General features: G+C 45.4%; 18 protein-coding genes and 1 pseudogene. All 19 read left to right on the plus strand.

Features of this window, described 5'->3' with window-relative positions; translation table 11 throughout:
* Position 1 precedes the first annotated feature (1 nt).
* On the plus strand, positions 2 to 1228 hold the full coding sequence (locus ACYVD3_RS12175; RefSeq protein ID WP_460642787.1) for a MalY/PatB family protein: 1227 nt from the start codon (positions 2 to 4) through the stop codon (positions 1226 to 1228).
* Positions 1183 to 1311: a transposase gene (locus tag ACYVD3_RS12180; RefSeq protein ID WP_460642788.1), complete on the plus strand. Its 129-nt coding sequence runs from the start codon at positions 1183 to 1185 to the stop codon at positions 1309 to 1311. Before ACYVD3_RS12175 ends, ACYVD3_RS12180 begins: the two co-directional genes overlap by 46 nt.
* Before the next feature lie 629 nt (positions 1312 to 1940).
* Positions 1941 to 2846, plus strand: coding sequence for a helix-turn-helix transcriptional regulator (locus tag ACYVD3_RS12185; protein ID WP_460642789.1), 906 nt, complete (start codon positions 1941 to 1943; stop codon positions 2844 to 2846).
* Positions 2847 to 2905: 59 nt separating this feature from the next.
* On the plus strand, positions 2906 to 3613 hold the full coding sequence (locus ACYVD3_RS12190; RefSeq protein WP_460642790.1) for an AlkZ-related protein: 708 nt from the start codon (positions 2906 to 2908) through the stop codon (positions 3611 to 3613).
* A 93-nt stretch (positions 3614 to 3706) separates the two neighbouring features.
* Positions 3707 to 4354 carry a flavin reductase family protein gene (locus ACYVD3_RS12195; protein ID WP_460642791.1) on the plus strand — a complete coding sequence of 216 codons (648 nt, stop codon included), beginning with the start codon at positions 3707 to 3709 and terminating at the stop codon, positions 4352 to 4354.
* Between the two features lie 866 nt (positions 4355 to 5220).
* Complete coding sequence (locus tag ACYVD3_RS12200; protein WP_460642792.1) at positions 5221 to 5841, plus strand: peptidase C39; 621 nt, start codon at positions 5221 to 5223, stop codon at positions 5839 to 5841.
* 521 nt (positions 5842 to 6362) lie between these two features.
* The gene (gene aspS, locus ACYVD3_RS12205) at positions 6363 to 7688 is read left to right on the plus strand and encodes an aspartate--tRNA(Asn) ligase (protein ID WP_460642793.1); all 1326 of its coding nucleotides are present in this window, start codon (positions 6363 to 6365) and stop codon (positions 7686 to 7688) included.
* A gap of 107 nt (positions 7689 to 7795) precedes the next feature.
* Positions 7796 to 8374 (plus strand): histidine phosphatase family protein, encoded by a 579-nt coding sequence (locus ACYVD3_RS12210; RefSeq protein ID WP_460642794.1) that lies wholly within the window; start codon positions 7796 to 7798, stop codon positions 8372 to 8374.
* A 181-nt stretch (positions 8375 to 8555) separates the two neighbouring features.
* The gene (locus tag ACYVD3_RS12215) at positions 8556 to 9800 is read left to right on the plus strand and encodes a [Fe-Fe] hydrogenase large subunit C-terminal domain-containing protein (RefSeq protein ID WP_460642795.1); all 1245 of its coding nucleotides are present in this window, start codon (positions 8556 to 8558) and stop codon (positions 9798 to 9800) included.
* 215 nt (positions 9801 to 10015) lie between these two features.
* On the plus strand, positions 10016 to 10999 hold the full coding sequence (locus ACYVD3_RS12220) for a hypothetical protein (RefSeq protein WP_460642796.1): 984 nt from the start codon (positions 10016 to 10018) through the stop codon (positions 10997 to 10999).
* 87 nt (positions 11000 to 11086) lie between these two features.
* Positions 11087 to 11590 carry a GreA/GreB family elongation factor gene (locus ACYVD3_RS12225; RefSeq protein ID WP_460642797.1) on the plus strand — a complete coding sequence of 168 codons (504 nt, stop codon included), beginning with the start codon at positions 11087 to 11089 and terminating at the stop codon, positions 11588 to 11590.
* A gap of 22 nt (positions 11591 to 11612) precedes the next feature.
* On the plus strand, positions 11613 to 12962 hold the full coding sequence (locus ACYVD3_RS12230) for an MATE family efflux transporter (RefSeq protein WP_460642798.1): 1350 nt from the start codon (positions 11613 to 11615) through the stop codon (positions 12960 to 12962).
* Positions 12955 to 13566: an HAD family hydrolase gene (locus tag ACYVD3_RS12235; RefSeq protein ID WP_460642799.1), complete on the plus strand. Its 612-nt coding sequence runs from the start codon at positions 12955 to 12957 to the stop codon at positions 13564 to 13566. The genes ACYVD3_RS12230 and ACYVD3_RS12235 overlap by 8 nt, the downstream gene beginning before the upstream one ends.
* 63 nt (positions 13567 to 13629) lie before the next feature.
* The gene (locus ACYVD3_RS12240) at positions 13630 to 14511 is read left to right on the plus strand and encodes a DNA glycosylase (protein ID WP_460642800.1); all 882 of its coding nucleotides are present in this window, start codon (positions 13630 to 13632) and stop codon (positions 14509 to 14511) included.
* Between the two features lie 352 nt (positions 14512 to 14863).
* Positions 14864 to 15940 (plus strand): ABC transporter ATP-binding protein, encoded by a 1077-nt coding sequence (locus ACYVD3_RS12245; protein ID WP_460642801.1) that lies wholly within the window; start codon positions 14864 to 14866, stop codon positions 15938 to 15940.
* Positions 15940 to 16806 carry an ABC transporter permease gene (locus ACYVD3_RS12250; protein ID WP_460642802.1) on the plus strand — a complete coding sequence of 289 codons (867 nt, stop codon included), beginning with the start codon at positions 15940 to 15942 and terminating at the stop codon, positions 16804 to 16806. Before ACYVD3_RS12245 ends, ACYVD3_RS12250 begins: the two co-directional genes overlap by 1 nt.
* Before the next feature lie 10 nt (positions 16807 to 16816).
* Entirely contained in the window at positions 16817 to 18187 is a 1371-nt protein-coding gene (locus ACYVD3_RS12255; protein ID WP_460642803.1) for a Gldg family protein, read from the plus strand.
* Positions 18188 to 18200: 13 nt separating this feature from the next.
* Positions 18201 to 19181 (plus strand): DUF4340 domain-containing protein, encoded by a 981-nt coding sequence (locus ACYVD3_RS12260; protein ID WP_460642804.1) that lies wholly within the window; start codon positions 18201 to 18203, stop codon positions 19179 to 19181.
* Positions 19182 to 20096: 915 nt separating this feature from the next.
* A pseudogene (locus ACYVD3_RS12265) lies at positions 20097 to 20885 on the plus strand (collagen-like domain-containing protein); the annotation flags it as partial.
* Positions 20886 to 21255: the final 370 nt, after the last annotated feature.

Raw genomic sequence — 21255 nt, forward strand, 5'->3', positions numbered from 1 at the left:
TATGATGGAGAAATCTTTTGATGAAGTAATAAGCCGAAGAGGAACAAACTGCGCAAAATACGATGAAATGGATAAAAAATATGGGGAAGATGTCCTTCACTGTGGTGTGGCTGATATGGATTTCCAGGTGCCAGAGTCTATAAGAGATGCGTGTAAAAAGGTAGTAGAACACGGAATTTTCGGCTATACCAACCTTCCGTCCTGCTATCCTGGAGTTGTCGGAGAGTGGATTCGAAGGGAATACGGCTGTGAAGTTGAAGATGAATGGATTTTGTTTTCGCCGAGAATCAACATAGGGCTTAACATGGCCGTAGAGACGTTTACGAAGCCGGGGGATAAAGTTATCGTTCATATGCCAGCGTATCCGGCACTTACGGAGGCGGTGGAAAAGCATAACAGAATCATACTGGAAAGCCCTCTGAAATGGGATGGAGTACGGTGGAACATGAACTTTAGCGAACTGGAAGCCCAGATGGATGATTCGGTAAAGATGATGATTTTATGTAATCCGCAGAATCCGACGGGGCGGGTGTGGGGGGCAGAAGAGCTAAAGGTGGTGGAACGCTTTTGCATAGAATACGATCTGCTTTTGCTTTCTGACGAAATACATGCCGATATTGTAAGAGAGGGAAAAAAATTTAACAGTGTCCTTTCACTTTCAGAACAGATGAAAAAGAGGATGGTTGTTTATCAGTCCATTACGAAGACGTTTAATATTCCCGGAATTATTTTTTCCAATATGATCGTACCGGATCTTGAAATGCGCCAGGCCATGAAGGCTGCTGTGGATTGTGAGGGATTTCACAATCCTAATGTTTTTGCGGCTGCTGTCATTGAACCTGCATACCGGGAATGCGGAGCGTGGAAGAGAGCACTGAATACATATCTGGATGGGAATTTCAGATATCTTGCGGGATATCTGAAAGAGAAAATGCCATTGTTTGAGCTGAGAGCGCCGGAAGGAACTTTTCTGGCATGGATCAGCTATGAGAAAACCGGGCTGACAGAAGAGGAGATATGCAGTTTTTTTCTGAAGGATGCGAAGGTTTCCGTTTACGAAGGCAGCCATTTTGGAGAACAGGGACGGGGGTATATACGGTTTAACGCGGCAGTTCCCAGGGGGGTGCTGAAAGAAATACTGGACAGGATAGAAAGGGCGTATTGTGAAAGATGGTCTGCTTTATGGCAAGAAGGAGCCTTGATAAAGCATTTAAAATTGCTGCAGTAAAACTGGTTCTTGAAGATGATATGCCTGTTTCTGACGTGTCAAAAGAACTTTCCATTCATTATAACTCTGGTGCTAGTATATAAGTATGGACACAGAAAGTTGAACATCCTATAATAAACACAAAGGAGTGTTCAACATGGCAAAAAATCAAAAATCCTATACCCCTGAATTCAAGTAGCGGATTGTAGATCTGTATATGAAAGCTGGCAAAGGTATAACAGAATTATCTAACGAATATGGCCTTCCAAAAAGCACAATCTCTGCCTGGGTAAAATCTCTTTCTTCAATACAAGTTTCAGAAACAGAAACTATTTCTATGAAGGAGTATAAGGCTCTTCAAAAGAAAATAAAGTAACTAGAGATGGAGAATGAAATATTAAAAAAGCTACTGCCATATTCGCCAAAAATCAATAGCTGAGTACGTGTCCTTTATTCAAGCTAATCTTGGTATTCGTAGTGTTCTAGTACGCAAATATACGTATCAAAAGAATTAGGGTAAGGTTCCTGACGATAAAGAAAATATACTCAATCGTAATTTTAATGCTTCAACAATAAATCAAAAGTGGGTTACTGACATAATGGCAAAAAAGATTGCAGATTACTGTTTATCTAAGCCAGGTACGTACTTGAACTACCCTTTTGGGTCGGATACAGCAGTGATAAAAGTAAACAGGCTCCCAAAGGCCGTATGAGATGAATTGAGAGGTGCAATATGAAGCTTGACCGCCTTATGGGCATATTAACCATTTTGCTACAAAACGAGCGTATAAACGCACCATATCTTGCCGAGAAGTTTGAAGTCTCACGCCGTACGATTGGGCGGGATATTGATGCACTCTGTAAGGCCGGAATACCAATTATCACCTACCAAGGCAGCGGAGGCGGTATTTCAATCGCAGAAGGCTTTAAGCTGGATAAAAGCATTCTTACTTCCGACGAGCTTTCCGGAATCATCGCAGCCCTTAAAGGTATTGGGAGTGTATCAGAAAAATCACAGATGGAAAGGACGCTTGACAAGCTTTTCCCTAACAATGATGTTGTTATGTCTCTGACAGAACCTATAGTAATTGACCTTGCCTCTCATTACCAAGGTGAATTGACACAAAAAATTGAGCAAATCAAAAAAGCCATCTATGAAAAGCGGCTGATTGAGTTTGACTATTATTATGAAAAAGGTGTGGCACACCGTCATATTGAGCCTGCCTTTGTGATTTTTTACTGGTCATCTTGGTATGTGTTTGGTTTTTGTACTCTCCGTCAGGATTTTAGGCTGTTTAAGCTTCAACGATTATGGGATTTGAAACTTTGTGATGAAACCTACATTAAGAGAGAAATCCCACTTAAAAAGCGAGACTTCAATTCGTGCCTGCCTGATGACAAAATTCTGGTGGCATTATTTGACCCATCTTTAAAATATCAGCTCATTGAAACGTATGGATTTGATTGTTGCACAGAAACAGATGAAGGCTTGCTTCGTGCTGAAATAGGATACACTAACCGGGAATATATTGTGGCCTGGCTTTTGGGATTTGGAGCAAAGGTTAAAATTCTTGAGCCGGCAGACCTTGTAAATGATATAAAGCGAATGGCAGCAGAAATAATAAATAACTATTCTTAAACAAGACATGCAGTTGTCCGGTTGCTTATGATAATATCTATTAAAAGGAGGATTTAGAGTTGAATCAGAAGGCTATAAAAAATTACGATGATTTTGTATCCGCATTGCTGGAAGCTGGATTTTCAATGGGAGGCGGAAACAGCGAAGATGTTTTTTCTTTAATCACCTGGAATTGGGATGAACAGCCGCCCTATGACACTCCGGTGCGTTGGCATACCGGAGACCCTGAAACCGATCCATGGGAATGGCGCATGCGAGTGCTGGACGAGCGTGACGATATAGCCTATGCAAAATTTTTCTTCAAAAAAAGCGGCTACATCACGAAAGAATGGATTCCTTATTTTCTTACAGCCCGGCGCGGCAATATGCTTTTTGAAGAAGCCTATGAAGAAGGATTAATCAGCAATTATGGCAAACGAATATACAGCGTTGTTGCTGAACATGAAATACTGCCGCTGCATGCTATAAAGCAGCTTGCAGGTTTCGGAAAAGAGGAGAAAAGTCAATTTGACCGGGCATTGATTGAACTCCAAATGAAAATGTATCTGACTATGTGCGGCAGGCAGCAGAAGATTTCCGGCAAAGGTGAAGAATACGGCTGGTCTTCAACGGTATTCTGCACCACTGAAAGGTATTGGGGCGAGGAGATTTTTAAAGAATCCGGCAACATGGAAAAGGCTGAAGCGATTGAAAAAATAACTAAGCAAATTTACACATTAAACCAAGATGCAGACCAGAAAAAGGTTATGAGATTCATTAAGGGATAATTCAAATCAGCGGGCCTGATGCTACTGTGTATTGCGTTTTAAGACGGAGCGGCACAACCTGCTAGTGGATAGGAAGGAGGCTACTGGAACTCTATGAAAATTGAAATTGGGGCAAATAAGCCGGAAAACTTTACAACAAATTGGCCGGAGCAGTATGAAATATTTTCGCATTTCGAGTATGCTTGTGGCATACCTAGTGTTTTACATGCAGTGACAACTCTCAAGGAAAACAATAAGCCGAACGTGAATTTTAACGCCTGGGGAAGCTTTACGGGGGATGGGGACGGTTATTTCGCCATCATTCCTTTGTACCGGCATACGCATACGTATAAAAACATTCTGCGAACAGGTGAGTTTGTTATTAATTTCATCAGCAAGGATTATTTTGACAGTTGCTGCAATACGATCCAAAAAAATGAAGAGGATACGGACGAATTTGAGGCCGGTGGGTTTCACAAGGAGGCGGCCAAAACTGTTGCTTGTCCCCGTATGCAGGAAGCTTTTCTTACATTGGAATGCAAGCTTGAAAAAGAGATGGATTTATCTGGCCAAGGCAGGACGGCGATTGTTATCGGCAGAGTAAACCATATTGCCATGCATGAGGAATATGCGGCAGGGATTGACGGCAAGTATGAAGACAATGGTTTTATGCTGAATATTCATGCGCCCAAAAATCTTAAAACGGGCGAAGGGAAAGCCAGTGGGGTTGCGGTGTGTAAGATTGTGCGGGTTAATGAGTAGGGATAAATATGACCGATTCCAATGATATTTTGACATTACAGTGGAATGAGCTTGATTTATCGCTTATTGGTGACAAGCAGGCAACACGAAAGCAGTCAGAATGAGAAAAAGAATTGAATTTCTATAGGGTGTTTTTCAGATGGATTGATCTGTCTGGGAAACATCCTTTTTTTGCGGTTCCACAACAGATTCAACGGACAGTGAAGGCAATTTTTTCTGGATTATTTTGCCGATTCGCCTGTTTCTTCACATGATTTTAAATAGCAATCCTTTATTATATCAGGATAGTAATTTTTTGATTTTATTACTGCTGTAAATTTTTTATTATGATTATGCCATTATTCATGTGATGTGTCCTCGGTTTTTTTGCTTTTCCATAATGTTCTGTTTTGGTAATCAATACGGTGTTATGACATTTATGTTATAATGGATAAGTTTTGAGGCACAATGTTAAAGTAAACTATTTTACCATGCTATCTTCGAAAGAGAATCAAGCCTGCGGGGAAAAATAAAAGGACAGGTGCCTGTCACTATAAGAACTTTTGCATGATTATATTCCTCTTGTGACATTATACACATGAGATAAAGTACAGACGATAGAATAAAAGACAATAATACGGATGCAAATATATTGACAACAGTGTGCTAAAATGATACAAATAATGCTTATAAGAACGAAATATGAAATGTGAATGATTAAGAGAAATCATTTGGCTTCTGCAACGGCAAACTGGAAGCAATTAAAAATACAGCCTAAGCTTTTAACACATACGCAGGGAATCGCTCATAGAAGCCTTCTCAAGTATATAAAACTCTCTATTAAACCAAATAAAAAAATCTCCCAAGAACAAGGAAGTGAATCCAATATGAAAAATCCACTAAACTATCAGGTCACGGAATACGACTGCGGTCCAACCACATTACTGAATGCAATGAGTTACCTTTTTACCCGGGATCAGATACCGCCGGATATCATCAAGCATATTATGCTTTTTTGTCTTGACTCCTATAATGCCAAGGGGGAATTTGGGAAAAACGGTACCTCACGCATGGCTATGATGTTTTTCAGCAACTGGATCAACCAATTCGGCAAAATGAAAAAATTTCCTGTTCAAAGCGAATATCTGACTGGAGATGAAGTGCATATTGGGGAAGACAGCAAGGTCATGTATGGTCTGCAGCAGGGCGGAGTGGTGGTGGCACGGGTGATGTACGGCTGCTGGCACTATGTATTGCTGACAGGGGCTGATGGCCAGTGCGTTTATTTATTTGATCCTTATTTCAGAAAAAAGCCCTTTAAGCAAAAGGGGGTGGAGATTATCACGGATATGCCTTATCAGAGGAACCGGTGTGTACCATGGGAAATGTTTAATGACACGGGAAAAGGTCCTTATGCCCTTGGCCCCAATGAAACAAGAGAGGCGGTCGTCATTTTTAACAGAGTGACCCAGAAGAAACCGGCAGATACCATTGAATACTTTATCTGAGACAGGATTCTCTTCAGTTTGTTTTGTACGGAAGGGGAGAGCCACGGAATAAGGCACATTTAAGCAGATTTATTTGACAAATTAAGCTCTTTATGATAACCTGAATCAAATTGTAAATGGGGGGCAGCCGCAATGAATCGATATCAACAGTTTAAAAAGCTGAATAGGGACGACGATTAGCAGCGCTTGTATCTGTGATGAATCATAGGTGCAAGCGCTAAAAGCGTTGTGCCTGTGTGGACAGACCGTTTATGGACCACATTGGTAAATGAAATTTACTCGTGTGGTTCTATTTTTTTACCCATACGGGAAAGAGAAAGGTTGTGATCGTATGGGACATATTGATGATGTCCTCATGGATATATTGGATAGAAATGAAAATTGAATGAATCATAATCAAGGAGGAATAAAGGCTGAAAGAAAAACGTCTTTTAACCTTGAATTTGTGAACAGAGTGCCCGCTTCACCGGGCGTCAACTGGATATGCAAGCATATCCGTTTAATTCATTAGGAGGCAGACAATGAAGAAAATCATGGGAATCATAGAAAAGATAACCGTTGAAGCAGAGGAATTGGGAAACCATATCGGCGAAAATGTGCAAATACATGGCAGTATCTATAAAGTCAGGAAAATGAGCGATTTCGCTTTTGTACTATTAAGAACAAAGAGAAACGTGGTCCAGTGTATTTATTCAAAGGAAATTTCCCGGTTTTCTCTTGATGAAATAAAAGAAGAAAGCAGCGTAATTGTAACCGCCCATGTCAAGGCAGAAGAGAGGTCAAAAACAGGCTATGATCTTCAGATGGTAAAGATAGAGATTTTATCATGGCCGGAAGAACCAAGCCCCATTGTAATCAATAACAAATATGTTGATGTATCTATGGAAACTCTGCTTAATTTCAGACCGGTGACGCTGCGCAACGAAAGAGAACGGGCTATTTTTAAATTACAGGAAGGGATTACCTATGGGATACGTGAGTTTTTAAAACAGGAAAGATTTACGGAAATCCATACGCCTAAGATCGTTTATGCAGGCGCTGAAGGAGGAGCAAATATCTTTTGTCTGGACTATTTTGGCAAGGAGGCATATTTAGCACAAAGCCCTCAGTTTTATAAGCAGATGATGGTAGGTGTTTACGAAAGGGTGTTTGAGATCGCGCCGGTATTCCGGGCAGAAAAACATGATACTTCCAGGCACTTAAATGAATATACAAGCGTAGATTTTGAAATGGGGTACATTGGCAGCTTTGAAGATATTATGCAGATGGAAACCATGATGCTCAGGCATGTGACGGAATATTTGAATGATCAATATGGGGACGAAATAAGACTGTTAAAAGCCAACCTCCCAGTGATCAGAGAGATTCCTGCAATTAAATTTAAGGAAGCAAAAGAACTGATTTCCATGGAATATAGCAGGCCCGTAAAAGATTATGATGATTTTGAGCCGGAAGAGGAAAAGCTGCTTTATGAGCTGATGAAGCGGAAAACAGGGAGTGAATTTGTGTTTGTGACTCATTATCCAAGCAAGAAAAGGCCTTTTTACGCCATGGACTGCAGGGAAAATCAAGAGGAAACCTTGAGCTTTGACCTTCTGTTCCGGGGCCTGGAAATAACCACAGGCGGTCAAAGGATCCACAGATATAAAGAACAGATTGAAAAAATGGAATGCAGAGGAATGAATGTGGAGCTGTTTGATACCTATCTCATGATGCATAAATATGGGATGCCCCCTCATGGAGGGCTGGGATTGGGCCTGGAACGTTTTACAAGTAAGCTGCTGGAACAGGAGAATGTAAGATTATCCACCCTGTTTCCAAGGGATATTCATCGGCTGATACCATAAAACAAGAAGAGAAATCAAGGGGATAGAAAACAGAATGGCTTCCTGCCATAAACCATAATTCAGGGAATAGTATAATAAATAACAAACAGGGAGAAAGGATACGTAACATGACAAGAGTATATTTTGTGCGTCATGCACAGCCGGACCATGGCTGGGAGGATGACAGGACCAGGCCCTTGACAGAGGAAGGCAGGGAGGATACCAGGAAGGTGCTGGAGTTTTTAAAGGATAAAAATATTCACACATTTTATTGCAGTCCATATAAACGGAGCATGGATACCATAGGGGAAACAGCCGCCCATTATGCCATGGAAATTATTACGGATGAGCGCCTCCGTGAACGTGAAAGCGGGGGAAATGGGAATTATCATGGAATGTTTAAGAAGCGTTGGGAAGACCATAATTTTCATGAGGAGGGCGGAGAATCCATCGCCATGGTACAGGAAAGGAATGTTTTGGCATTAAAAGAAATCCTTCAAAAGAATGAGGGAAAGAATCTGGTGATCGGAACCCATGGAACGGCACTTAGCAGCATTTTGAATTATTTTGATGCAAGCTGTAACTGTGATTCCTTCCTGCGCATTCTGGATTGGATGCCATATATCATAGAGCTTGATTTTGAAAAGGGAAAGTGTACGGATAAAATAGAACATCTGCATATAGAAAAGGAATTTAAGGGAAAATAGAAGAAGGATCAGGAGCGTTCATCCCTTCCTTCAACCATTATTGACTAAAAATTATCAACTATCTCATGAATGGTATGGCAAGGATGAAGAAAAAGTATTATAATAACTATGATATAATCCTGAACCCATAAGAATCAAAGTACTGCAAAGAAAAATAAAACGTACATGCGGGAGGTATCTTATGCAGACATTTAAGCAGTTGTATGAAAGTATGGTGAAATCCGTATTAAATGACGATTCGGATTCGGAGAAGGACTTAGAGATCTCCTATGATCCTCATCATCTGGACTGTCTTTTGAATCCAAAGAAGCACCCGGTGGTGATCCGCACCGGAGCCTGTACCTGTTCCAAAGAGGACCAGGAGGAATGCTTAAAGCGATGTCCTTTTGATGCATTGAAAATCAAAAAGGGCGGGATCACCGTTGATCCGGAGCTGTGTCTGGGCTGCGAAAGGTGCATTGAAGGCTGTGCGCCGGAAAAGCTGACAGCCAGCACTGATATTATTCCGGCTCTGAAAACGGTCAGAAGCTCCAAGGGACTGGTATATGCAATGATAGCCCCCGCATTTTTAGGCCAGTTTTCAAAGGATGTTACCCCGGGAAAGCTGAGGACAGCATTGAAGGCCGTGGGCTTTGACGGAATGCTTGAGGTTGCTCTGTTTGCGGACATCCTTACATTAAAAGAAGCCCTTGAATTTGATAGAAATATCAATGATGCCAGCGATTACCAGCTAACAAGCTGCTGCTGCCCCATGTGGATCGGCATGATCCGTAAGGTCTATCACCAGCTTATTCCTCATGTGCCTGGTTCTGTTTCCCCCATGGTTGCCTGTGCAAGAGTGGTAAAAGCCCTGCATCCCGATGCCCTGACCGTATTCATCGGGCCATGCCTTGCCAAAAAGGCGGAAGCCCGGGAAAAGGATCTGGCCGGTGCGGTAGATTATGTACTCACCTTCCAGGAAGTAAAGAATATATTTGACGCCCTGGGAATCGATCCGGCTGTTATGGAAGAAAGTGAAAAGGACCATTCCTCAAAAGCCGGCAGGATCTACGCCAGAAAGGGCGGAGTCAGCGAAGCGGTGGAGAACACCGTAAGAGCCATTAACCCCAATAAAAAGACTGAAATCCGCACGAAACAGGCGGATGGAGTGCCTGCCTGCAGGAAGATGATCCAGGACATTATGGAGGGGAAGATCGAGGCAAACTTTTACGAAGGAATGGGATGCGTTGGCGGCTGTGTGGGCGGGCCAAGATCTATTTTAGGAGTGGAACAGGGAACAGAGCTGGTCAATGATTATGGAGAAAAGGCGACCTATGACCATCCGGCGGAAAACCCCTATGTGATCGAGCTGCTGCACCGCCTGAACTTAGACAGCATTGAAAGTCTGCTGGAAGAAACTGAACTTTTCAGCAGAAATATTACGTAAGGAAAACAGCTTTCACCCCTTTAAACCAATAGGTGAACGATTTAAATGAGATCAGTACATGGGAATCAGGACAGACGGTTCCCATGTACTGATTTTCTTTTTTTCTCCTGAAATAAGGATAAGGGGTGATTGCATCTTGCTTTTCCCCCCTTAAAAATGCTAATATAAAAGAGTATGCACGGACAAGACAGGGAACTGGGAGAAAGGAAATAGTTATGGCAACGGGCAGAATGAATCAGCTTGTAGTAATGGTCAATTTATGCAGCAGTGTTGTAGAAGGAATCGAACACCTTATGGCCTATGAGAAAAATGAACGCCTGAAAGAGGATGCTGTCACAGGGCTCCTCACTCTGGAGGAGAATTTAAGGGGATTTAAGGCGGACAATTCCGTGATCCATGAAACGAGATGGATGGCGGAGGTCATAAGGAACTGGCTGTTTGTTTTTGACCAGGAATTTAAAAACAGGCTGTACCGCTGGTATTTTTCAGCCTTAAAGGAACTTCGGAACCTGATGACGGCAGAAATAGAACGGTGTCCCGTCTGTTCAGGAAAAGGCGTTCCCCATTACGGAGCGGTGTTCTATATGGAAGACGGAGAATCGGATCAATATGTGCTGGAACCGGTCCGGGTCTTTATGAAGTGTGGGGACTGCGGAAATTATTATCTTGCAAAGGAAGAACGGGGGCTTCCCAAGGGAAAGAAGGTCCCCCGGCGCACAAAGGCAAGATGTGAACGGCTTTTAGCTGATATCGGTGAGTTTGCGGCAGAAGGAACCATGTTATTTATTGGAGAAGAGAAAAGCCTATTATATAAAGAAGCCAGAAAGGCAGGATATGATCCCCAGGCAATGTCTCTGGAAGAAGCCGGAAGCCGGAAAGATGGCAAAAAGGGAACATTCCGGATCGTCCTCATTGACCGGATCCCCCGCGCCCAGGATATGAAGCTGATCCTGACCAGGGCGGCGGAGTATTTGGCAGAGGACGGGATTCTCTGGTTTGACGGGCCGGATCTGGATAAGTCCATGAAGAATCTGGAGAAAAAGGGCTCCTCCATGTGGAAGGGAGAGGCGGCAGAGGTCTGCTTAACGGACAGGGGAATCCAGGCCCTGGCGGATAAATGCGGACTTTCCATAGGCACATACCGCCGCGTGGGGACTGCTTCCGGACGCATTGAAGTGATTGCCCGGAAAAAGGAATGATATGGAAGGCATTTACCCATAGTTCATGCCGCCTCCTTTGATGGAAGACGGTTTATCAAGCAGAATGAAGAAAAAGGAGGAGGTAACGTGTTTGATAAGTTGACGGAAAATGATATTAAGAAAATGCAGGAAGAAATCGATCATCGGAAGCTGGTGGTCCGCAAGGAAGCGCTGGAGGCCGTAAAAGAGGCAAGAGCCCATGGAGATCTAAGTGAAAACTTTGAATACCATGCGGCTAAAAAGGACAAAAACCAGAACGAAAGCAGGATCCGATATCTGGAGAAGATGATAAAGACGGCCCAGGTCATATCAGATCAATCCCAAGACGATGAAATCGGGCTGTATAATACGGTGGACTTGTACTTTGAGGATGATGACGAGGAGGAGACCTACAAGCTTGTAACCACTGTCCGGGGGAATTCCGTGAAAGGCCTTATCACCTCGGAATCTCCTTTGGGAAGGGCCATTATGGGACACAAGGTAGGGGACCGGATCTATGTAAAGGTCAATGAAAAGACGGGCTACTATGTAGTGATAAAACGCCTGGAAAATACAAAGGATGATGGCAGTGACAAGCTGAGAAGCTATTGAGCTGCCAAAAGGGCTGGATGATATGATGAAGAATATGACAAAAGGAAGGATTTCCTCACAGCTAATCCGGTTTTCCATCCCTTTGGTATTGGGAAACCTGTTTCAGCTTACCTACAATGCAGTGGATTCCATTGTGGTGGGGCGGTTTGCAGGGGAGGAAGCCCTGGCAGCGGTTGGCACGGCAGGCCCTGTCATGAACATTGTGATCCTGGGGATCACGGGGATCTGCATTGGGGCTTCGGTGCTGATGAGTGAATACTTTGGGGCAGGGAACTACGAGAAGCTAAAGCAGGAGGTGGCCACCACTCTCTTGTTCGGATGTTATTTTTCCCTGGGTATTGTGATCCTTGGACTGTTGTTTTCCGGCGGGATCATAAGGCTTCTCCGGGTGCCGGAGGAGATCGCAGGGGATGCAGCCGTTTATTTAAGGATAATACTCATAGGAATGCCCTTTACCTTTTTTTATAATGGGGTGGCTTCTGCTCTTCGAAGCGTGGGGGATTCAAGGACTCCGGTCCGTTTTTTGGCAGTGGCTTCGGTTTTAAATGCATTTCTGGATCTGGTGTTTGTGGCAGGGTTTCACATGGGAGTTTTTGGAGCTGCCCTGTCTACTGTAATTGCGGAGGCGGTTTCTGCGTTCCTGTGCATTTTCTACATATATAAGAAGGTTCCCCTTCTCAGGCTTGGGCCAAAGGATGCCCGCATGGACCGGGAGCTTTTAAATCTTACGCTGAAGCAGGGAGCGGTTACGGCGCTGCAGCAATCCTGCCAGCCCATTGGAAAGCTTTTGATACAGGGAGTCATAAATCCTCTGGGAGTCAGCACCATAGCGGCGTTTCAGGCGGTGAACCGGGTGGATGATTTTGCTTTTACGCCGGAGCAGAGCATTTCCAGCGGGATCATGACCTTTGTAGCACAAAACCGTGGAGCCGGTAATGGAGAGCGGGTGAAAAAGGGCTTTCGAACCGGGCTTTTTATAGAAGTCAGCTACTGGGTGCTCATATGCATTGCCATCCTGCTGGTGAAGGAACCGGTAATGCGGTTATTTGTGTCCCAAGGAGATGGAACCATGGTAAGGATGGGGGCGGAATATTTAAGCCTTATGGCTTTTTTCTACTTACTTCCGGCCTTTACCAATGGAATTCAGGGATTTTTCCGGGGAATGGGAAACATGTCCATTACCCTGGTCTCCACCCTGATCCAGATTTCCGTCCGGGTGGTTTTCGTCTATCTGCTGGTTCCGTCCATGGGAATGAACGGCGTTCCCTACGCCTGTCTCCTTGGGTGGTTATGTATGCTGCTTTACCAGATACCCTATTATTTCTGGTTTAAAAAGAAAAATGAATTATTACAGGAGAAAAGCAATGATTAAAAATATCGTATTTGACATGGGAAGAGTGCTGGTCCATTATGATGGAGACATGGTCTGCCGCCATTTTATAGAGGATGAGGCGGAACGGAAGGCCGTAAGGATCGCTGTTTTTGAGTCTCAGGAATGGCTGTTCCTGGATATGGGACTTATTTCAGAGGAAGAGGCTTTAAAGAGGATGGAGGCACGCCTGGACACCCGGCATGCAAAGGACATGGCAGCCCTTTGCTTAAAGCACTGGCATGAATATAACATGTGGCCTGACAAAGAGATGGGAGAAGTGGTCAGACAGCTTAAGGAGAAGGGCTACGGCATCTATCTCTGCTCCAACGCTTCCCTTCGCCTTCTGACGTGTTACAATATCATTCCGGGAATCGAACATTTTGACGGGATCTTATTTTCTGCAGAAGTGAAATGCATGAAGCCTCAAAAGGAAATGTACAGCCATTTATTTGAACGGTTCCAACTAAAGCCGGAGGAATGCTTTTTTATTGATGACATGCCCATGAACATAGAAGGAGCCAGGGCCTGCGGCATGGATGGATATTGCTATGCTGACGGAGATGTGAACCGGCTGAAGGAATTTCTGGCTCACATCAATGATTAGCCAGAAGCAGCCTGGAATCATAAGGCTTTATAGCTGGCACAACGGAATGGAGAAAGACTGATTATGTACCGGATTCAGATAAAGGATATGGATTTTGAACAGATCGCCAGGTCCGGCCAGTGCTTCCGCATGGAACAAAGTGAGGAAGCACACGGAGTCTGGAGAATTGCAGCGGCAGGAGAATATGTGGAAGCGGTGAAAGAGGATGACGGCTTCCTGTTTTCCTGCGGGGAAAAGGAGTTTGAAGAAACGTGGGCCGGTTATTTTGACTTACAGACCGATTATGGCGGCTTTAAAAAGCGGGTGGACTCTGAGGATTCGTATCTTAAGGAAGCCATGGAATGGGGCTGGGGCGTCCGGATCCTCCATCAGGATTTATGGGAAATGCTGGTGACTTTTTTGATCTCCCAGAATAACAACATCACCCGCATTACAGGCAGTGTGAAGGAACTTTGCAAACAGTTCGGGGAAAAAAGAAAAGGGCTGGGCCTTACCATGTCTTCTGACGGGAGCTGGGCAGAAACTGAAAGAACCTATGACGCCTTTCCAGAACCGGAGAGCCTTTCCACGGCTGGCCTTAAAGGACTGTCCGGCCTTGGCCTTGGTTACCGGGATAAGTACATCCTGTCGATTGCAGAAGCCTGCAGCGGACCGGAGGGAACGGAATGGCTTCTTCGGTTAAAAGAGGCGGATTATAAAGGTGCCCACAGCCTGCTGATGGAGCAGTATGGGATCGGAAGAAAGGTGGCGGACTGCATTTGTCTGTTTGGGCTTCACCATGTGGGGGCTTTTCCGGTGGATACCCATGTAAGGCAGATTTTAGAGGTCCATTATCCCCAGGGCTTTCCTTTGGAGCGGTATCAGGGGTATGCCGGAATCCTTCAGCAGTACATGTTTTATTATAAGGTAAACCAAATCCCCCGGGGCAAGCTGCGGAGTACTTGACTCTTGCACTATGGTCTGGATTCAGGAATGTAACCATTCCTGGGATTTGCGAATTATTTGCAGAAATAAACTGTCACAAAAGGAGTTTTTTCCTTTGTACTGATTGCCTGAGCAGCAAAAGCTGCCCGGGCTTTTTTCTTTTTAAGCCATGTCGAAATATTTCATACTTTTATCACACAATTAACAAAAATATATCACACAATTTTCACAATTCCCTTTTACCCTAAGTAAGGATACAGGTTGAAAGAAAAACATCTTTTAACCTTGAGTTTATGAATCAACTGGATATGCAACCATATCCGCTTGATGCATTAGTATACAATAACTCAAAAAAGAACAGGAGGAGAGAGAGTTGATTGAAGTCAGGAACCTGGTAAAGGATTACGGCGGCCATCTGGCTGTGGACCATTTGAGCTTTACCATCGACGATGGCCAGATATATGGCTTTTTGGGGCCAAATGGCGCAGGAAAATCCACTACAATGAACATTATGACCGGGTACATCGGCGCCACAGAGGGCGATGTACTGATCAACGGCCATAACATACTGGAGGATGGGGAGGAAGCAAAGAAATGCATTGGCTATCTGCCGGAGCTGCCGCCCCTTTATGTGGATATGACGGTAAAGGAGCAGCTTCTTTTTGCTGCCGAATTGAAGAAAATACCGAAGAAGGAGAGAGAAGAAGCGGTACATGAGGTCATGGAGCTTGCCAGGCTGGAGGATGTACAGGGGCGTTTGATCCGCAATCTGTCAAAGGGCTACAGGCAGCGTGTAGGCTTAGCCCAGGCAGTGTTAGGATTTCCTCCTGTCATCATTCTGGATGAACCCACTGTGGGGCTGGATCCCAAGCAGATCATTGAAATCCGGGATACCATCCGCAAACTGGGGCAGAAGCACACGGTTATTTTAAGCTCCCACATCCTTTCCGAGGTCAGCGCGGTGTGTGACCACATTCTGATCATTGACAAGGGAAGGCTGATCGCCAGCGATACACCGGAGAATCTGGAACAGCAAATGGCCGGAACTGCGGGAATGGAGCTGTTGGTAAAGGGGGAGGAAGCCCAGATCCTTAAGACCCTGGAAGCCATTCCCCAGGCGGCTGATGTGTCTCTGCAGGATAGCGGGGAAGAGGGGATTTACAGGGCATCATTTTGTATCTCTTCAGAAGAGGAAGGAGATGGAGAGGATATCCGGGAGACCATTTTCTTTGCATTTGCAGACAAGAGACTTCCTATCCTTTCCATGAAGGCCACAAAGGCGTCTCTGGAGGAGGTATTCCTTGAATTGACCGCAGAGGCGGAAACAGACAGGGAAGAGACAGACTGGGAGGAGTCGGGCGAAGGCATTGAGGAGGCTGATTTTGAGGAACTTGTCCGGGAGGAAGAACTTAAGGATGAGGCTGAAGGCAGAGAGGGGGATGAAGAATAATGGCAGCAATTTATAGAAGAGAACTGAAAGTCTATTTTCAGTCCATGACCGGATATGTATTTATCGCCTTTATGGTGCTGTTCGTAGGAATTTATTTTATGGCCTATAACATGATGAGCGGATATCCCTACTTTTCCTTTACATTGTCCGGCATGGTCACCATTATCATGATCGGCATCCCGGTGCTTACCATGAGAAGCTTTGCAGATGACCGGAAGACGAAGGCAGACCAGCTTCTTCTCACTTCTCCGGTATCCGTTACCCAGATGGTCCTTGGGAAATATCTTTCCATGATAACTGTATATGCCATTCCGGTACTGATTACCGGAATCTGTCCTCTCATCATCAAGCTCAATGGAAATGCGAATTTAAAGGCGGATTATGCATCCATACTGGCCTTTTTCCTCCTGGGCTGCGTCTACATAGCCGTTGGGATGTTCATTTCTTCCTTAACTGAGAGCCAGATCATTGCAGCCGTAGGAACCTTTGGAATCATCCTTTTGCTGCTTTTATGGCCCAGCCTGGTAGGGTTTTTGCCCACGTCTGCTTCCGGTTCGGCCATAGGATTCATGGTCCTTTGGACAGGAGTGGTTTTTGCCGTCTTCCGTGTTACGGGCCACGGTCCTCTTTCTGTTGTTCTGGAAGGGTTGGGGATCCTTTGCATCATAGTCTTGTGCCTTGTTAAAAAAGGCCTTTTTGACCGGGCACTTACAAATATATTGGAAAAGATTGCGGTAACGGACGTGTTCCAAAACTTTGCCAGTCATTCCATCTTTGATGCGGGCGGCCTGGTTTCCTATATCAGCATCATATTCCTGCTGGTATTCTTGACCGTGCAGTCCATAGAGAAACGCAGATGGAGTTAGGAGGATGGAAATGACAAGAAAATTGAAAAAAGGCGGCTACACGGCGATCCTTTCCATGATCGTCATAGCAGCCGTAGTAATATTGAACTTGATCGTAGGCCGCCTTCCTGAGAAAGTGCGGCAATGGGATATGAGCAGCAGCCAGATCTATACCCTGGGAGGGACCACAAAGGATCTTGTGAGGGCCCTTGATAAGGATGTAACCATTTATGTGGTGGCGGACCCGGATTCTGTGGATAAGAGGATCACAAGCTTTGTCAAACGGTATGAGGACTTATCTAACCATATCAAGGTGGTGGCCGTGGATTCCGTCCTTCATCCGGACCAGGTAAAAAAGTTGAAGGCACAGGACAACACGGTTTTTGTAAGCTGCGATTCTACAGGCAGGACGGAATCCATTGCCCTGACGGATATTATAAAGATGGATGAAATGTCCTACTATTATTATGGGCAGTCTCAAGAAACAGAATTTGATGGAGAAGGCCAGCTTACGGGGGCCATTTCCCATGTGATCAACGATGTGGAGAAAACGGTTTATGTCACAGAAGGCCACGGAGAGGCGGCTTTGGGAGCTGCGGCTTCCGATATGCTGAAAAAGTCCAATCTCACCGTGAATTCTGTAAATCTCCTGACAGAAGGCAGCATCCCCGAAGACTGCCAGCTTCTGCTCATCAATGCTCCTGCATCGGACGTTGCCAATGATGAAAAAAAGATGATCTCCGATTACCTGGATGGAGGAGGAAGGGTCATGATCCTTGCCGGCTATTCTGAAAAGGACCGTCTTAATCTCAATGCTCTTATGAACGATTACGGTCTGAATCTGGAAAACGGGCTTGCGGCAGATACCAAGAAATTTTACCAGAACAACCCTTACTATATCTTCCCAACCATTCAGGCAGGAAGCGAAGTGACAAACGGGATTGACGGGAAAAGCGAGGCCCTTGTTCTGCAGTCCGCCGCCCTGACCCAGAAGGAAGAGCTGCCGGAAGGGGTAGAAGTGACTCCCTTTATGGAGACCAGCGACGGAGGCATGGTGGTAACGGCGGATAAGCAGACACAAGGGACCTATATCCTGGGAGCCGTATCAGAAAAGACATTAAGCTCCGGAACGGCCCGTTTGACCGTGTTCAGCACTCCTTCTCTTATTGACGAAGGATTGAATACCAGCTTTACCAACTTAACCAATCTGACCCTTTTCATGAATGCTGTTACCGCCAATTTTGATGACGTTTCCAATGTATCCATTCCATCAAAGAGTCTGGAAGTGACCTATAATACCGTCACTCATGGGGGGATGTGGGGAATCCTGTTCATATTTGTTATCCCGGTGGTGACGCTGGCAGCAGGACTTGTGATCTGGCTGAAGCGCAGGCGCCTGTAGAAGGAGGCAAGACATGAAGAAGAAAAGAGGTCTTTTATACGGAATAGCCGCTCTGGCGGCCCTGTGTGTGATCTACGGGGGAGTGGGCCGGTATATGACCCGCTCCCAGGAACAGGAGGAGCAAAAGAAGGAAGAGGATAAGGTCTACTTAACCGGCCTTTCCAATGTTTCCTTTGTTTCCTATGATTTGAATGGCCAGGAGTTGTCTTTTACAAAAAAAGACGGCAAATGGAAATATGACGGAGATGACCTGTTTCCGGTGAAACAGGCGGAAGTGGATTCCATTGCATCAACGGTCTCAAAGCTTGAGGCCTTGCGAAAGCTGGAGGGAGGGGAAAGCTTAAGCGCCTATGGCCTGGATCAACCCATCAGGAAGATCACCGCAGACACAGAGGATGGGACCAGGACTGTGATCATCCTTGGCAATGCAACCGGGGACGGGGATTATTATGCCGCTGTGGAGGGGCAGGGTACGCCTTATCTTATCAGTTCCACCCTGTACAACGAAACCAGCAGCGGTCTTACGGAGCTCATGGCCCTGGAAGAATTTCCTGCTGTTTCCGGTACTGACATAAATAGCATTACGGTAACAAAAGAAGGTTCCAGTGAACATTATATAAAAAAGAAAGCAGATGATAAAGCAGGGACCGTGGAATGGTACCGGGATTCTGCGGATTCACCGGATAATAAGCTTTCCGATAATTCCGGCTTGAATGTTCTGGCAGATTCTTTAAGCAGCCTTAAAGTGAAAAGCTGCCCCAATTATAAGGTGCAGGAAGAGGAGCTAGCAGGCTACGGCCTGGAGCAGCCTGATGCAGTCATTACCTATAATTACGATAAGAATGGTTCGGAAGAAACCTTTACCCTGTCCATAGGTTCCTTAAACAGCGATTCCAGCGGCTACTATACCCGTACAGTTAATTCTTCCAATGTTAATGAAATTGAAAAAGCTGCTATAGATAAATGCCTGACAGTAAACAAGGGCATTTCATAAAAAATAAACTGTATTCTGGTGGAAAGGCATAGAAAGGAGGGAAACATCCTCTGTTTCTATGCTCAACCGTCAAGGAACAGGTTACAAGCGATAAAATCTATAATTTTCCACTTCTGCTTTATCTGCTTCCAGGAACGCGCCAGCGCTGAAATTCGTACCTATCTGGATCTGAACGGCTGTAAGATTCATGAGCACCCTTTCATTAAATGTTTTTGACTGCATTCCCTAAAATGATTTTTAAATTCATTGATGTTGAACATATTTTTTCGCCTTTCCCCTATGCGGCCATCTAGGCATCTCCCCTGACTGCGGCAAATCCATTCCCGGATTCTATGGCCAGGATACAGGTCAGCCTATAAAGCTATTCATTAAGTATTTCAATGCATGTAATCCGGTTAAAAATATCGGGCATTTTATTCTTTTTTCAGAGCAGCCTGAGAATGATATCCAGGGTATAAGGGTGTTCTGCTTCCTGATAGAGAAGGCATACGGGTCCTGGAATGCTCCATGCCAGATTATTACCTCATCATTATTTCTGGCGTTTACATCGGTGCGGGCCCGGATTTTTCTGCTTTGCCGTATAGAACAATAGATTCTCTCATATAGGGAGTGGATATGCCGGTTGAGATGGGATAAACCTCAAATTGACATGCAAGAGTATCTGTTTTTGTGTTTCTCATCTTTGTAATATTGGAAAATAGTATTCTTTTTCTGAGGTCAAGGTTAGCTTGAACGGGTGCGATCCTCTATTTGGGAAAGATGTACGCAGCAAGCAGCGGGGATTTAAACCCTGGGAGATTAAAGGCATATAATTAAGTATAAAGGAGCGAAAAATCCTTTATATTATGCTTTTGGTTCTGTATAAGTTGCTTGTAAGTAAAACGTAACATCAGGCCCTATTAGGAGAGGATTATAATGGATAATAGTAAAGAATGTAATGAAAATTGCTGCATTAATGGAAGTAGATGTTGCGATTCAACTGGGCCGCCAAGGTGCAGGTGTTGTGTGGGGCCAACGGGACCACAAGGCCCGAGAGGCTGCCCAGGGCCTACTGGCCCAAGAGGCTGCCCAGGATCGACTGGCCCGACTGGTTCGAGAGGCTGTCCAGGACCTACCGGTTCTACTGGCCCGAGAGGCTGTCCAGGAATGACTGGTCCAACGGGCCCGAGAGGTTGTCCAGGACCTACCGGTCCAACCGGGGCTCAGGGACCTGCCGGTCCGACAGGGCCAACCGGAGCCCAGGGACCTATCGGTCCGACAGGGCCAACCGGAACCCAGGGACCTATCGGTCCTACCGGTCCAACCGGAGCCCAGGGATCTGTAGGTCCGACAGGGCCAACCGGAACCCAGGGACCTATCGGTCCTACCGGTCCAACCGGAGCAACTGGATCCGCAGGAGCTGAAGGCCCAACCGGCCCGACCGGAGCCACAGGAGCTGAAGGCCCAACCGGCCCAACCGGGGCCACCGGAGCCGCAGGGGTTGAAGGCCCAACCGGAGCCACCGGAGTTGAGGGCCCAACCGGCCCAACCGGAGCCACAGGAGCTGAGGGCCCAACCGGCCCGACCGGAGTCACAGGAGCTGAGGGTCCAACCGGCCCGACCGGAGTCACAGGAGCTGAGGGTCCAACCGGCCCGACCGGAGCCACAGGAGCTGAGGGCCCAACCGGCCCAACCGGCCCAACCGGCCCAACCGGCCCTGCGGGATCGACCGGACCTGACCGGGCAGGAGTGATTCCATTTGCCATTGATAACGAATATACTGAGGTTTCCACAGATGATCAGGGGAATCCGTCAATTATTCAATTTGCCGGATTTGAAGCAAACCAGATTAATTCAGGCAGGCCTGCACAGTTGCAGGAAGGTGACTGGGAAGCTGGAATAATTACGTTTGATTTTAATAATAACGATCAATTTTACCGTAGCTGTTTTGTAATGCCTTACGACGCAGTGGTAAAAAATATCTATGTGTTATTTGGTGCAAAATTTTCACTTTTTTTAAATGACGGAGTTACCATGTATCCGTTTGCAGCTCTTGCAGTTTTAACTTCAGATACTCCAGGGCAAATGACAGGAG

It is taken from the genome of Lacrimispora brassicae, assembly GCF_054772055.1.

What these genes read in the sequence shown, in the direction of transcription:
- ACYVD3_RS12175 (WP_460642787.1), top strand. Translation starts at nt 2, where the DNA reads ATGATGGAGAAATCTTTTGATGAAGTAATAAGCCGAAGAGGAACAAAC.
- ACYVD3_RS12180 (WP_460642788.1), top strand. Translation starts at nt 1,183, where the DNA reads ATGGCAAGAAGGAGCCTTGATAAAGCATTTAAAATTGCTGCAGTAAAA.
- ACYVD3_RS12185 (WP_460642789.1), top strand. Translation starts at nt 1,941, where the DNA reads ATGAAGCTTGACCGCCTTATGGGCATATTAACCATTTTGCTACAAAAC.
- ACYVD3_RS12195 (WP_460642791.1), top strand. Translation starts at nt 3,707, where the DNA reads ATGAAAATTGAAATTGGGGCAAATAAGCCGGAAAACTTTACAACAAAT.
- ACYVD3_RS12200 (WP_460642792.1), top strand. Translation starts at nt 5,221, where the DNA reads ATGAAAAATCCACTAAACTATCAGGTCACGGAATACGACTGCGGTCCA.
- aspS (WP_460642793.1), top strand. Translation starts at nt 6,363, where the DNA reads ATGAAGAAAATCATGGGAATCATAGAAAAGATAACCGTTGAAGCAGAG.
- ACYVD3_RS12210 (WP_460642794.1), top strand. Translation starts at nt 7,796, where the DNA reads ATGACAAGAGTATATTTTGTGCGTCATGCACAGCCGGACCATGGCTGG.
- ACYVD3_RS12215 (WP_460642795.1), top strand. Translation starts at nt 8,556, where the DNA reads ATGCAGACATTTAAGCAGTTGTATGAAAGTATGGTGAAATCCGTATTA.
- ACYVD3_RS12220 (WP_460642796.1), top strand. Translation starts at nt 10,016, where the DNA reads ATGGCAACGGGCAGAATGAATCAGCTTGTAGTAATGGTCAATTTATGC.
- ACYVD3_RS12230 (WP_460642798.1), top strand. Translation starts at nt 11,613, where the DNA reads ATGATGAAGAATATGACAAAAGGAAGGATTTCCTCACAGCTAATCCGG.
- ACYVD3_RS12235 (WP_460642799.1), top strand. Translation starts at nt 12,955, where the DNA reads ATGATTAAAAATATCGTATTTGACATGGGAAGAGTGCTGGTCCATTAT.
- ACYVD3_RS12240 (WP_460642800.1), top strand. Translation starts at nt 13,630, where the DNA reads ATGTACCGGATTCAGATAAAGGATATGGATTTTGAACAGATCGCCAGG.
- ACYVD3_RS12250 (WP_460642802.1), top strand. Translation starts at nt 15,940, where the DNA reads ATGGCAGCAATTTATAGAAGAGAACTGAAAGTCTATTTTCAGTCCATG.
- ACYVD3_RS12255 (WP_460642803.1), top strand. Translation starts at nt 16,817, where the DNA reads ATGACAAGAAAATTGAAAAAAGGCGGCTACACGGCGATCCTTTCCATG.
- ACYVD3_RS12260 (WP_460642804.1), top strand. Translation starts at nt 18,201, where the DNA reads ATGAAGAAGAAAAGAGGTCTTTTATACGGAATAGCCGCTCTGGCGGCC.